Genomic DNA, 12,931 nt, shown 5'->3' with positions numbered 1-12,931 from the left:
GGCGGTACGGGCGGGGCGTCGGCCCGCGCGTCAGGCGGTACGGGCCCGGTCGTCGGCCCGCACGTCAGGCGATACGGGCGGAACAGGGGGCCCGCGCGTCAGGCGGCGTCGCGGTAGCGCAGCCGCAGCGTCGACGCCTTGTCGCGGTCGGTGCGGCAGCGCACCCGCACGTCGCGTTCGCCGTCGTCGCCGCGCTTGACGGTGCACTCCACAGTCAGCACGTCGCCGGGGAAGACCGGCGCGGCGAAGCGCACCGAGCGCACCTCGGCCAGCTCCGTACGCGCCCCGTCGGTGCGCTCGGCGTGCAGCCGCACCGCGTGGTCGACCGCGTCCAGCGTGAACACCCCCGGCAGCAGCGGGAAGTGCGGATAGTGCCCGGCGAACACGGGAGCCGACGGGTCGATGGTGATTCGGGTGTGGATGGTGCCGGCGTCGAGGCTGACCACCTCGGCGCCGGGCAGCAGGTCTACCGCGCTCATTTCAGTTCGCCAGCTTCCGCACGATCAGGTCATGGACATCGGACGGCCGATCGGCGTCGGCCGCTTCTCGTTCGCGTTCGGTGGTTCTCGTACGCGTTCGGTGTTTCCCGTTCGCGTCGTCGTTCGCGGCACCCGGCCGTGGGCGGCGCACCGGTGCGGGTGCCCGCCATTTCGGCACACGAGGCCGTATCCGGAATTTCTTTTCCCGCCGGCCCCCACCGGCTTCCCCCGGGCCCGCGCCGACTCCGGCCGACTCCCGCCGTGAGCCCCACCGCACGGCCAAGCCCCCGCTTTTCCCGTTCGGCGCCCCACCACAAACGCTACGCGATGCCGCACCGGGCTCCGTGCCACTCATGGGTGTTGGGAAAAGCCGAATTCCCCCACGGAGCGCCGACGTAGGTATACGCGGCGCACCGACGCACGGGCATGCGGACGTACGGGCATGCCGACGTACGGGCGAACGGTCGCACGGGCACGCGTCCGCGCCTCCGGCCGCTCGGGCAGGGGCGCGGGCACGGCCGGCCCCGCGCCTCGGCGGACCGAACGGCCGGGAGGACGGGAAGACAGGAAGGCGGGAGGACTGGCGGTGACGGATGGCCGGGTGGGGCGGGTGGAACAGGCGGCTGGGGTCAGAGCGCGAGGGTGCCGCGCAGCACGGTGCCGTCGGGGCCCGCCGTCGCCTTGACGCGCAGCAGCCGGGTGGAGTCGTCGTAGACCATGCGCAGTTCCATCGCGCGGAACGCGTCGAGCCGGGCCTGGCCGTCGGCGGTGCGCAGCGGCGGCACGCGCCACTGCGGCGCCGCCACCGAGCGCAGCCAGGAGGTGAGCGGGGCGAGCACGCTCTGCTCGCGCAGGTAGACGTTGCGCGGGTGCTCGATCTGGTTGGCCGTCGCGTACTCGGCCGGGAAGCGACAGCGGTAGTAGGGCTCCGCGTTGTTCCAGGTGCCCTGCATGAGTCGGTTGCAGCGCCCGCAGCGGACCATGCCGCGCAGCGCGTACTCGCGGGACGTCGTGGACCCCGCGTCCCGCTCGGGCCGGGCGCGGCGGGCCTCGAAGCGCGCCCGCACCCGCTCGAAGACGTCGGTGGGCAGCACCGGCGTGCACAGGGCCGCGCCCTTGCCGCCGCCGCCGGTGGCCGCGTGGCCGGCGTAGCGCGGGTTGACGAGGATCGCGCGGACCGCGCTCTTGGACCAGGCCGCGGTGCCCTCGCCGGTGCGCGGGCCGTGCGAGCCGGGGCTCGGCACCTCGTCGGCGGTCAGGCCCTCGGCGATGATCTGGAGGCCGCGATCGTCCAGGTACTCGTCGAAGATGCGCCGGACGATCGGCGCGGTGCGCTCGTCGGGCACCAGGCGCAGCCCGGTCCCCTCCGGGCCGGCGACGGCGCGGTAGCCGTACGGCGGGCGGCCCCAGATGCGTGGCTTGCCGCCCCGTTCGGGCGCGTCGGTGGCGTGGGTCCCAGCGGTACCGGCGACGGCCCGCTGGGCCCGCTGGGACGATATTCGGTCATGGACCGGCGACGACAAATGCATGAAACTCCCCCGTAGTCATGTACGTCGTGTGATCGTGCGGAGCGCGGCGAGCGCGCGCCGCTCGGGCAGTGGCGTTCGAACGGTGTCTCGTGGCGTGCGGTGCCCCTCCCGCTCCCGTGGACCGCGTCGTTGCGGCACGGCGCCGGGTGGTGGTGGGGCGGTACGAGCTGGATGGGCCTGACCAGGGCCCGCGGCGGGATGGACCGGCCTTCCGGAGAGGCCAGATCGGCGTGTGTCCCGCGATGCCCTCACGCTAGGTCGGGCGCGTGGCACGGCACAACGCGGAGTCCACAAGATGCCAGCGGCGAAAGGCGGTTTCGGCAGGCCACAATTCGCGGTGGCAAGTTGTTGTCTCCGGCCCGGAGATGCGGTACAAGCCGCCCCACAAAAACGGCGCAGGATGCTCCGGAAAACCGGTACAGCGTGCACCATAAAAGCGGTACAGCCTGCTCCACATCACTGGTACAGAATGCCCCGGAGGGCTGCCGCGCAACGCGCGACAGCCCTCCGTTCCGCCCTTTGCGCGGCCCGCTACAACAGCCCCATCCGCAGCGTGTACACGCCCGCCTGAAAGCGCGAGGTGGCGCCGAGCGCGCGCATGATTTCGGCGACTCGGCGCCGGTAGGTGCGTACGGAAACCGACAATTCCCGGGCCGCGGCCTCGTCGGTGTAACCCTCGTAGAGAAAGCGCAGGATCTGGGCCCCGGAGCCGCCGCGCAGATACTCGCTTATCTGCTCGTATTCGGTGAGCGGGATAGCGCGCCGCCAGTTGCTCATAAACATGTCGTGCAGCGCCTTGACCACGACGGGGGCGCGGACCAGCGACGCCTGGTTGTCGCCCGCCTCGGGGTCGGAGCGCACCAGCGCGACCCGGTTGTCGATGATGACGAGCCCGCGCTGCGACTCCCCCGCGAGCCGCACCTGGACCGTCTCGGCGGCGTCACCGGCGCGCTCGATCTCCCCGAGCCGGTGCGCGACGGCGACCTCCGGCGAGCAGATGAGCCGCACCCGCACCGCGCCGGCCCAGCGCCCCGCCAGCTTCTCCAGCACCCCCGTCAACACCTTGACGGCGGTGGAGTTGGACGGCACCAGGACGGACACGGCGTGCTCGGCGCCGGCGACCAGGCGGTCGAGCGCCTGCACCGCGGTCTCGGTGTCCTCGGTGGTCACCAGGAGCGACTGGTCGAGCGTCCTGACCTGGTGCCGGTTCACCACCGTCTCGATGAGCGCGCGCACCTGGTCCAGCGCGTCGTCGACGTCGTCGGCCACCTGTGACCGCGCCAGCGGCATTTCCGGCGACGGCGGCCGGCCCGGTGGATCGGGAACCGCAGCGATCGACCTCGAAGTCGACATTTTCACCCCGTTGAACACCTGTGAATCCTCATTGTGTCGAGCGCGAACTCTCGACGTGAGGTAGACCTCGGGGTAAATTCATGGTCAATTCGCGATTTCATGGCAGCCGATACCGACCGGTAAGCGGATCACCGGACGCCGCCCGCACGTTGATGAAATCGTGCGACCGCCCCCGTGGTAACCGCACAATAGGTCACTAAACCTACACGGCTACAACTTGCGACGTCAACAAAAACTATCCATTTCGAGATTCAACAATAGTGGTCTGAAATATCCATCCGGTTGCCAGCGACTCCCCAGTCGACCGGGGTACGCATGACGCCTTCCACCCGGCTCAGCTCGCACGACACCCCGTAACCGATTGCTCACGGAGATTCCGCATTCCCCGCGCGCCACTCACCACCGCGCGCGAACACCCGCTCCCCACACCGGAGTTCCGGTCGCCGCAGCGCCTTTTCGCCCACGCAGCGCACCCGACGGGCCCGGCCCGCGCCGCCCGGCACGTCGTACGCCACCGTCGCCCGCCTGCCGCCGACCGCCGCCATCCGCCACCCGCCACCCGCCACCCGCTGGCCGGCACCGTCTCGCCGGTTGCCGCTGTGCCGCGCGCGGTCGTGCGCCGCCCGCTGGTGGTCCCACGCGCACGCGCCCGGGCGCGCGACGACGCCCGCCTCGCTCCGGGTGTTTCGCCAACGCCGTGGCGCTGCCACGATATGGGCCATCACACGGCGCGTTCGCCGCGTGCCCCACGGCCCGGCGGAGGCGACTGCCGAAGCCGGTCCCAGCGGTCCCCCTCCGGGGGGCGCGCACGGGCGGCTCAGGGCTCCGGCCCGAGGGGCGGGGCACACGCCCGAGGGGCGGGGCGGCGGAACGCGGCGGGGGACCTCAGAGGTACGACACGGGTGGGTAGGGCGGGGAGGAATGCGTGGCCGAGGTGTTCCTACGACGGTTGACCAGATGGCAGGCCGAGCAGCAGCGGGAGGCCATCGCTGACCTGTACGTCACGGCGTACCGCGAGCCGCCGGGCGCGGCCCCGCCGCCCGGGCCGACCGCCGACACGGGCCCGGTCGCCCACGCGGCGCCGGCCGGGGCGCCCAGCGCGGGCGCGGGCTTCCCGGACGCCCCCGGCCCGGGCCCCGGCGCCGCCGGCGGCGGGCTGGCCGAAACCGGTCGGCCCGGCGGCGGCCGACCGGAGGGCGGAGCCCCGGGCACCGGGCTCGCCGGCGGCGGGCGCACCGGCACCGGGCTGCGCGCCGGCGAGCGCGCCGGCGGCGGGCACACCGGCAGTGGGTTCACCGGCAGTGGGTTCACCGGCAGTGGGTCCTCCGGCGGCGCCTGGGACCGGGAGGCGGCCGAGCGGGCGCGGGCCGGGGCGGAGCGGCACGGTCGGCGGGCGTTCCTCGACCGCTTCGCGGAGCACGTGGGCCAGCCCGAGTTCGAGATGATCATCGCCAGCACGCCCACGCTGGTCGGCTTCACCTACGGCTTCCAGGCCGACCGCGCCCGCGTGTGGCACCCCGGGTTCCAGACGGGCATCCCGCCCGAGATCGACGAACTCACCTACTCCCGCCCGGTGTTCAGCCTCGCCGAGCTGTGCGTGCTGCCGGCGCACCGCCGCCAGGGGATCGCCACCCGCCTCGTCGACCAGCTCCTGACCCGCGCGACGGGCCCGCTGGCGACGGCGACGGTGGACGCGACCAACCCGCCCGCGCGGCACGCGTTCGCCTCCTGGGGCTGGTCGCGCACGGGCGCCCTGCTACCGGCCGCCCCGCTCCCGGACGCGGCGCGGGAGCCGGACCGCGAGGCGTGGAGCCGCCGGCTGGGCCGCTGACCACACACCACGCCACGCCACGCGACGCGGCGGCCCCGGTCCTCGCGACGGGGCCGCCACCCGGGCCCGGCCGGCTGACTGGCCCGCTGACTGGCCGACTGGCTGGCTGACTGACTGACTGGCTGGCCCGGCCGGCTCCGCCGTACTACCGGCGACCGTCCGTCGGGACCCCCACCAGGTGCTCCGCCAGGAACGCGCCCAGCACCGACCGGACGGCCGCCAGGCCGTCGCCGGGCGGCAGGGTGCCGAAGCTGAACGGGGTGTCCGGGTCGTCGGGGTCGCGCAGGCCGAGCGGGTCGGCCAGCACGTCGAAGTCGGTGGCCGACATGTGCCCGGCCCCGGGCACCCGCACCCGGTCGCGCGGCCCGCGCAACAGGGGCCAGACCCGGTCCCAGCCGGCCAGGATCTCCGGGTCGTCGGGGTCGTCCGGGGTCAGGGCGCACAGCAGCACCGGCACCGCCAGCCCCCGCGTCAGCACGGGCCCGTACAGCGACCCGTCCACCACCGCCGCCGCGGCCACCCGGTCGTCCCGCAGCGCCAGATCCAGCGCCGCCGCGCCGCCCAGCGAATGGCCGGCCACCGCGACGCGGCCCGGGTCGACGCGCTCCCGCCACGGGCCGTCGGCGGCCAGCAGGTGGTCCAGGACGAAGCGCAGGTCGTCGGTGCGGGTGGCCAGGTAGCGGGCCTGGAGGTCGTGCGTGTCGCCCTCGTGCCGGGACTCCGGCTCACGGTGGGCGACGACGCGTCCGTCGGGGAAGGCGACGCCGGCCGCGTCGTACGGATGGTCCACACCCGCCACCCACAATCCCCGCGAGGCCAACTCCTCGGCCATTCCGGTCAGGCCGGCCCGGTACTCGCCGAGCCCCGGCGACAGCAGGACCAGCGGCGCGGCGGCGCCCGGCAGCGGCCGAGCGCCGCCGAGCGCCGCGCTCCGCACGCCCGCCAGCGTCTCGGCCACCTCCGCGCCGAGGTCCTCGCCTTCCTCCGCCCAGCCGTCGAGCACCAGCCGCGCCACCGGGAGCGGCAGGTACCCGGCGCGGGCCGGCGCGGGCCCGTCGCCCCGGGGCGGCTCGGCCGGGTACCAGAGCTGCGCCATCACCTCCCGGCGGCGCTCGCCCTGCCAGGGGTCCGCGCGGGAGGCGTCCACGAGGTGCAGGGCGCGCGTCCCGACCGCGTGCGGGCCGCCGGGCGGCGGCAGGCTCAGTCCGCTCGCGGAAACGTGGGAATGGATCGTCACGCCGGCTCTCCCTGTCCGTCCTGCCTCTGCCCTGCCTGCCCTGGCTGGCCTGCCTCGCCCCGGCCGGCCCGTCCTGCCCGCCGACCGGAACGGCACTGATCCAACAACGCGCCCCGGGCCGCACGCAGCGGATTTGTTTCGGCCTCGCGACGGCCCGGCGATCCTCGGCTCGCGCGCGCAACCTCCCCGCGCCGGCGTACGCGGCCCGCCCTCTGCCCCGTACGCGCCCCTCGGGCAGAACTCACCCCTCCCCGGGCAGAACTCGCCCTTCCCCGGGCAGAACGCAGCCGCCCTCCCCGCCCGGCGGCCCGGCGCCGGGCCTACTTCGCGGCCGGCCCCGGCTGCGGCAGCTTCAGCACCTCCGTCAGGGCGGAGATGCTGTGGTCGCCGTGGCCGGCCTCGACCGCCCGCCTGAGCAGGTCGTGGAAGGGCTCGTGCCAGGTGACGTCGAGGTTGGCCTCCGCGCCGAGTTCCGCGTCGTGCGCCGCCCCGGCCAGGAACAGGTTCACCGAGGACGCGGGATCGCCGTACTCGCCCCGGTCGATCTCGTCGGCGAAGACCGGGAGGATCGAGTTGATCATCTCGAACCACTTGGTGCTGAACCGCACCATCGAGGCGACCGGCAGGCCACGGGCCTGGAGCGCCGCCGCGCCCTGGAAGAAGCCGACGAGCGCGGGCAGCAGGGTGCCGCCCACCGCCATCTCGTACAGCGCCGCCAGGTCCGGATCAGCGCCGAGGTAGACGGTGTCGCCGCCCAGTACCCGCAGCGTCGGCGCGAACTCCTCGAAGACGTCGCCGTCTCCGCCGTAGTACAGCAGCGTGTCCGGGGCACCCACGGCGGACGGCACGTTCTTGACCGCGCCCCCCAGGTAGCGCGCCCCGTGCCCGCGCGCCCACTCCGCCATCTGCCGCGCCCCGGCCGGCGAACCGCTGTTGAGCGTGGTCAGGGCCCGTCCCCGGAGCGCGTCGGCGGCGGGTTCCAGGGCCTCGATGGTGCTCTCGTACGTGGTCAGACAGGTGACCACCAGCGGGCTCGCGGCGATCGCGGCGCCCACCGTGGGGGCGTGCTCGGCACCCTTGGCCACGAGGGGCGCGGCCTTGGCCGGGGTGCGGTTCCAGACGGTGGTCGGGTGTCCGGCCGCGAGGAACGCCTCCGCCAGCGCCCTGCCCATCGAGCCGAGGCCGACGACGGTCACGGGGGCACGGCCCTGCTCGGTCGTACGGTCCTGCTCGGTTGTACGGTCCTGCTCGGTTGTACGGTCCTGCTCGGTCATTGCGTTGCTCCTGCCAGACGCCGAATTACCGGGAGCCGACAAAGAGGCTCAACACCGGTTCCCCCGCACGGAATTGGTCCGCCGGTACGCGGATTCGCGGGGTGCGCGGTGCGAGGGCTGTTCCATGCTGCGCGGCACACCGTCACTTCGGCAAGTACCTACAATTCTGTCTGGTACCCACATTTTTGTGAGGGGAAGGGCCGATGAAGAAGCGCACGTACACCTGTGGCCTCGACGCCGCGATCGACGTCATGGGCGGCAAATGGAAGGGCCTGATCCTGTTCTGGCTCGGCGAAGGGCCGCTGCGGTTCGGCGAGTTGCGCCGCTCGGTGGAGGGCATCAGCGAGCGCATGCTCATCCTGCACCTGCGCGAACTGGAGGCCAGCGGCCTGGTGCACCGCGAGGTCCACCAGCAGGTGCCGCCCAAGGTGGAGTACTCGCTGACCGACTTCGGCCACACGCTCCTCACGGCCCTCACCCCGCTCGGCCAGTGGGGCGAGGACCACATGGAACGCCTGCAATCCATCCCGTAAGGCCGGGCATTTTCCCGCCCGCCGGGCCGGGCAATTTCCTCCCGCCGGGCCGGCCTTTCCCCTCCCTGGGGCCGGGCACATTCGCCCCGCCCCGGGGACGGCGATTCGCCGCACGGTCCGGCCCATAACCGCCGCCCCGGCCGGGCCTCACCCTCCGCGAGCCAGCCCTACGCCCCCCGTAAAACCAGGCCGCATTTCGCGCCGCGGGTCGAGCCGTATTCACCCTGCGGAACCGGACCGTATGCGCCCACGCGCGATACCGCGTTCACCCCGCGAGCCGGGCCGCGTTGACCCCGCACCCCGGGCCGCATTCGCCACGTACCCCGGGCCGCATTCGCCACGCGGGCCAGGCGTACGAGCCCGGTTCGGGCGACGCGCGTTGCCGAGATCGAGCGTACGAACCCGGGGTCGCGCCGAGATCGAGCGTACGGTCACGGGGTCGCGGCCAAGGAAAGCCGCGCGTCGACCGGCCCGTGGCGTACGCGTCGGCGCCCGCCGGGCGGGGCGACGGCGGGCCCGGTCACCCGGCGTCGGCGACCCGTCGCGAGGTCTCACCGCCCGCGAACACGCCCCCCAACTCGTCCAGCGCCTCCCGCACCACCTGCGTCACATCGACCTCCTCGGGCCCCGCGAGCCACAGGTCGAAGCCGACCCTGAAGGCGGCGATCCCCGCCTCGGCGGCCAGGGTCGCGGTCGGGTCGGCGACGCCGCGCCGGCGCAGGGCGTCGGCGAGCGCGGTCGCCATCGCCGCTAGCTTGGTCAACTCGCGCTCGCGGAGGCTGGCGTTGGCCGCGATGACGGCCTGCCGCCGCCGGGCGTGCTCGTGCTGCTCGGCGAAGATCCCGGCCAGCGCCACGAGCCCCGCCGTCAGCGCCCGCAGCGGCGTCGCCGCCGGTGGCGCCGCGCCGACCGCGCTCGCCAGCACCTCGTACATCTCGTCCGACGCGCCGAACAGCACCTCGCGCTTGTCCGCGTAGTGCCGGAAGAAGGTCCGCTCGGTGACGCCGGCCCGCTGCGCGATCTCCGCGACCGTGGTCTGTTCGTAGCCCCGCTCGGCGTAGAGCTCCAACGCCGCCCGCGCCAGGCGACCACCCGCGTCCGGCTCCCATCGTCCCATGGGCCGATCCTACGCGACGACAGTCCCTGACATCAGATGCTACGTTGATGACACTGACTGACATCAACTGACTGACATCAGTCGCCACTCAACGTCTGGGGTTCTTCGCATGCGCATCTTCGTGACCGGCGCGTCCGGTTGGATCGGCTCCGCCCTCGTCCCCGAACTCCTCGCCGCGGGACACCAGGTCACCGGGCTCACCCGCTCCGACGCCTCCGCCGCCGCGCTCGGCGCGGCCGGCGTCGACATCGTCCGCGGCACCCTGGACGACCTCGACGTGTTGCGGAACGCGGCGGACGGGGCGGACGGCGTGATCCACCTCGCGTTCAAGCACGACACCGCCTTCGCCGGCGACTACCCGGGCGCCGTCGCGGCCGACCGCCGCGCCGTCGACGCCTTCGGCGACGCGCTCGCCCACTCCGACCGGCCGTTCGTCCTCGCCAGCGGCCTGGCCGGCGTCGCACCCGGGCCGGTGCTGACCGAGGCCACCCCGCCCGCCAGCGGCGACTCACCGCTCGCCCACCGGTCGGCCACCGCCCGCGCCGCGCTCGCACTCGCCGACCGAGGCGTGCGGGCGAGCGTGCTCCGGCTCGCCACCACCTGCCACGGCGACGGCGACCCCGGCCTGCTGGCCGCCCTGATCGCCACCGCCCGCGCCACGGGCGTCTCCGGCTACCTCGGCGACGGCTCCCAGCGCTGGCCCGCCGCGCACCGCGTCGACGTGGCGCGCCTGTTCCACCTCGCGGTCGAGCGGGCACCGGCCGGCGCGGTGCTGCACGGCGTCGCCGAGGAGGGCGTCCCGATCCGCGCCATCGCCGAGTCGATCGGCCGCCACCTCGACCTGCCGGTGACCTCGGTGGCCCCCGTGGCCTCCGACGCCGCGGCCGAGCACTTCTCCTGGCTGAGCCCCTTCCTCGGCCTGGACTCCCCCGCCTCCAGCGCCCTGACCCGCGACCTCCTCGGCTGGCAGCCGACCCACCCCGGTCTGCTCGAACAACTCGACCAGGGCCACTACTTCCGCGCCCCGGCCGACGCCGCCTGACCGGCCCCCGGCCGGTCACCCGCCCCGTCGCACCCGCCTGACCTGGCCGTCGATGGCCCAGACGTCCGCGAGCGGCCCGAGGTGGCCGAGCTTGTCCGGGTTGATGACCGAGCGGATGGCCTGCACCTGACCGTCCCGTACGTCGAGCGCGAGCGTGTTGAGGACCCTGCCGTCCCGGTCCCGGAAGATGGCGCCGGGCTGGCCGTTGAGTTCGCGCGGCTCGAACGTCACCTCGACCCGGGCCAGCAGCGGCATGACCGAACCCAACAGCCGGGCCACGTTGTCGGCGCCGGCCACCGCCCGGGCGAGCTGCGGGGCCTTGCCACCGCCGTCGCCGACCATCTGCACGTCGGCGGCGAGCAGGTCCCGCAGCCCGGCGACGTCGCCCCCGCGCAGGGCGTCGAAGAACCGGGTGGCCAACTCCTGCCGCTCCCGCCGGTCCGCGGCGAACCGTGGCCGCCCGGCCGCCATGTGCCGCCGCGCCCGTACGAGCAGTTGCCGGCACGCCGACTCCGAGCGCCCCACCGCCGCGGCGATGTCCGCGAACCCGAAGGCGAACACCTCCCGCAGCACGAACACCGACCGCTCCAACGGGCTCAGCCGCTCCAACAACAGCAGCGCCGCCATCGACACCGAGTCCGACAACTCGGCCGAGCGCTCCGGGTCCTGGTACGGGTCGTTCAGCAGCGGCTCGGGGAACCACGGCCCGACGTACTCCTCCCGCCGCACCCGCGCCGAGCGCAGCACGTCGATCGCGATCCGGGTCACCGTGGTGGACAGGAACGCCTTGGCCGACGCGGGCACGGTCGGCGAGCCGTCGAAGCGCAACCACGCCTCCTGCACGGCGTCCTCGGCCTCGCTCACGCTGCCCAGAATCCGGTACGCGATCGAGAAGAGCAGCGGTCGCAGCTCCTCGAACTCCTCGACCTTGTCCACTCCACCTTCCCCTTCACCTGCTCCGACCCGCCCGTGGCGCGCGACACGGGCGGGTACGTCATGGCGACCGTACGGCGGGCGGGCCGCCGCGGCCTGTCGTACGGGCTGGTCGTGTCGTACGGGCTGGTCGTGTCGTACGGCCCTACGGAGCGCTGGGCGTCTCGCCCCGGGCCAGGTCGGCCTTGATGCGGTCGGCGAGGCCGACCTCGTAGGCGCCGGCCGGCTGCTGGGCGATGATGTTTAGCCGGTTCGTGGTGTTCATGAAGGCCACCAGCATCACCAGGGCGGTGAGCTGGTCGTCGTCGTAGTGCTTGGCGGCCCGCGCCCACACCTCGTCGCTGACGCCGGTGCCCGCGTCCGCCACCCGGGTCCCCTGCTCCGCCAGCTCCAGCGCCGCACGCTCGGCCTCGGTGAACACCGTGGCCTCCCGCCACGCCGTCACCAGGTGCAACCGCACCGCCGTCTCACCGGCCGCGGCGGCCTCCTTGGTGTGCATGTCGATGCAGGCCGCACAGCCGTTGATCTGGCTCACCCGCAACGCCACCAGCTCCTGCGTCACGGCCGGCAACGACGACTCCTTGAGCGCCTTCCCCGCCGCCATGAAGTGCTTGATCGCCTTGCCGGCGCTCGGGGCGGCCAGGTAGTTCAGTCGCGCGTCCATGGTGTGCTCCTCCGTGCTCGTCGGTGGCTTACACACCCTGGGACGAGACAGCCCCGCCGCCTGTGACACGGCGGCGGGTACGGAGGCCGAGCCCGGGTCCGGGGGGCGAGCCCGGGGCCGGGGGGCGAGCCCGGGGCCGGGGGGCGAGCCCGGGGCCGGGGGGCGAGCCCGGGGCCGGGGCTCCCTGCGGGGGCGGACGCCGAGCGCCGTCGGGGCCGGGGCGCCGCCCGGACCCGCGCCCGGCTACTGGCCGACCCGCCCGTCGACGCACTCGCGCAACAGGTCCGCGTGGCCGCAGTGCCGGGCGTACTCCTCGATCCGGTGCACCAGCAGCTCCCGCACCGCGATCCCGTCCTTCCCCAGCCGCTCGCCGAGGTCCGGGTGCCGGGCCAGCGCGGCATCGGTCGCGGCCTGCTCGCGCTCCAGATCCGCGAACGCCGCGTCGACCTGGGCCTGGTCGGCGACCGCCTCGTCGAAGTCCGCGTCCCGCCTGCCGTACAGCTTCGGCAGCGGCTCGCCCTCGCTGATCCAGTTCCGCCAGTCCCGCTCGTCCTCGGCGAGGTGCCGCACCAGGCCGAGCAACGACATCGTGGACGGCGGAACCGACCGCCGGGCCAACTGCTCCGCGTCCAGACCCTCGCACTTCATCCGCAGGGTCATGCGGTACCCCGACAGGAAGTCCGCCAGCGTCGCCAGCTCCCCGTCCGGGCTCACGCCATCGCTGTTGCGCGGATCGTCGTCCGGGTCCGCCCACATGTCGGGATAGACGGACGCCTGACTCCACCGCTCGGGTCGCTCGCTCATGCCGCCATGTTCGGCGCGTGAACGCGAACCCGCCAGCGAGTTTCACCCACGGGCTCCAGTCCACCAGCCCCGAGCCCGCCTGCGCGACGTTCCTCCTGCTCCCCTTACTCCTCCTGACGCCCCCGACTGGCTGCG

General features: G+C 74.0%; 12 protein-coding genes. 3 read left to right on the top strand and 9 right to left on the bottom strand.

Features of this window, described 5'->3' with window-relative positions; translation table 11 throughout:
- Positions 1-98: 98 nt before the first annotated feature.
- From AC3CHW_RS18450 to AC3CHW_RS18440, 3 genes are all read right to left on the bottom strand, one after another.
- On the bottom strand, positions 99-479 hold the full coding sequence (locus AC3CHW_RS18450; protein ID WP_187062451.1) for a 3-hydroxyacyl-ACP dehydratase FabZ family protein: 381 nt from the start codon (positions 477-479) through the stop codon (positions 99-101).
- 629 nt (positions 480-1,108) lie between these two features.
- Positions 1,109-2,008: a recombinase family protein gene (locus tag AC3CHW_RS18445; RefSeq protein WP_488467188.1), complete on the bottom strand. Its 900-nt coding sequence runs from the start codon at positions 2,006-2,008 to the stop codon at positions 1,109-1,111.
- Between the two features lie 531 nt (positions 2,009-2,539).
- Complete coding sequence (locus AC3CHW_RS18440) at positions 2,540-3,277, bottom strand: hypothetical protein (RefSeq protein WP_488467187.1); 738 nt, start codon at positions 3,275-3,277, stop codon at positions 2,540-2,542.
- A 1,009-nt stretch (positions 3,278-4,286) separates the two neighbouring features.
- Here AC3CHW_RS18440 and AC3CHW_RS18435 point away from each other — a divergent pair.
- On the top strand, positions 4,287-5,192 hold the full coding sequence (locus tag AC3CHW_RS18435; RefSeq protein WP_488467186.1) for a GNAT family N-acetyltransferase: 906 nt from the start codon (positions 4,287-4,289) through the stop codon (positions 5,190-5,192).
- 145 nt (positions 5,193-5,337) lie between these two features.
- Here the strand turns inward: AC3CHW_RS18435 and AC3CHW_RS18430 are convergent, their stop codons facing one another.
- Entirely contained in the window at positions 5,338-6,429 is a 1,092-nt protein-coding gene (locus tag AC3CHW_RS18430) for an alpha/beta hydrolase family protein (RefSeq protein WP_488467185.1), read from the bottom strand.
- A gap of 320 nt (positions 6,430-6,749) precedes the next feature.
- A complete protein-coding gene (locus tag AC3CHW_RS18425) occupies positions 6,750-7,703 on the bottom strand; it encodes an NAD(P)-dependent oxidoreductase (protein WP_488467184.1) in 954 nt (317 codons plus the stop codon).
- Between the two features lie 203 nt (positions 7,704-7,906).
- On the opposite strand from AC3CHW_RS18425, the gene AC3CHW_RS18420 reads away from it, so the two are divergent.
- Positions 7,907-8,236 carry a winged helix-turn-helix transcriptional regulator gene (locus tag AC3CHW_RS18420; RefSeq protein WP_398608103.1) on the top strand — a complete coding sequence of 110 codons (330 nt, stop codon included), beginning with the start codon at positions 7,907-7,909 and terminating at the stop codon, positions 8,234-8,236.
- Between the two features lie 520 nt (positions 8,237-8,756).
- Here the strand turns inward: AC3CHW_RS18420 and AC3CHW_RS18415 are convergent.
- Complete coding sequence (locus AC3CHW_RS18415; RefSeq protein WP_488467183.1) at positions 8,757-9,353, bottom strand: TetR/AcrR family transcriptional regulator; 597 nt, start codon at positions 9,351-9,353, stop codon at positions 8,757-8,759.
- Positions 9,354-9,462: 109 nt separating this feature from the next.
- Between AC3CHW_RS18415 and AC3CHW_RS18410 the strand changes: the two genes are divergently transcribed.
- On the top strand, positions 9,463-10,395 hold the full coding sequence (locus AC3CHW_RS18410) for an SDR family oxidoreductase (protein ID WP_488467182.1): 933 nt from the start codon (positions 9,463-9,465) through the stop codon (positions 10,393-10,395).
- 15 nt (positions 10,396-10,410) lie between these two features.
- Here the strand turns inward: AC3CHW_RS18410 and AC3CHW_RS18405 are convergent, their stop codons facing one another.
- The 3 genes from AC3CHW_RS18405 to AC3CHW_RS18395 all read right to left on the bottom strand — a co-directional run bounded on the left by AC3CHW_RS18405 (position 10,411) and on the right by AC3CHW_RS18395 (position 12,796).
- Entirely contained in the window at positions 10,411-11,331 is a 921-nt protein-coding gene (locus AC3CHW_RS18405) for an RNA polymerase sigma-70 factor (RefSeq protein ID WP_488467181.1), read from the bottom strand.
- Positions 11,332-11,473: 142 nt separating this feature from the next.
- The gene (locus AC3CHW_RS18400) at positions 11,474-11,992 is read right to left on the bottom strand and encodes a carboxymuconolactone decarboxylase family protein (RefSeq protein ID WP_217189662.1); all 519 of its coding nucleotides are present in this window, start codon (positions 11,990-11,992) and stop codon (positions 11,474-11,476) included.
- A gap of 243 nt (positions 11,993-12,235) precedes the next feature.
- A complete protein-coding gene (locus AC3CHW_RS18395; RefSeq protein WP_398608108.1) occupies positions 12,236-12,796 on the bottom strand; it encodes a DinB family protein in 561 nt (186 codons plus the stop codon).
- Between the last annotated feature and the right edge of the window lie 135 nt (positions 12,797-12,931).

It is taken from the genome of Streptomyces sp. MGP-BFMKR1 (genome assembly GCF_057766585.1).
Note: the sequence above shows the minus strand (reverse complement) of the source record. Positions and strands in the feature narration are given on the sequence as shown.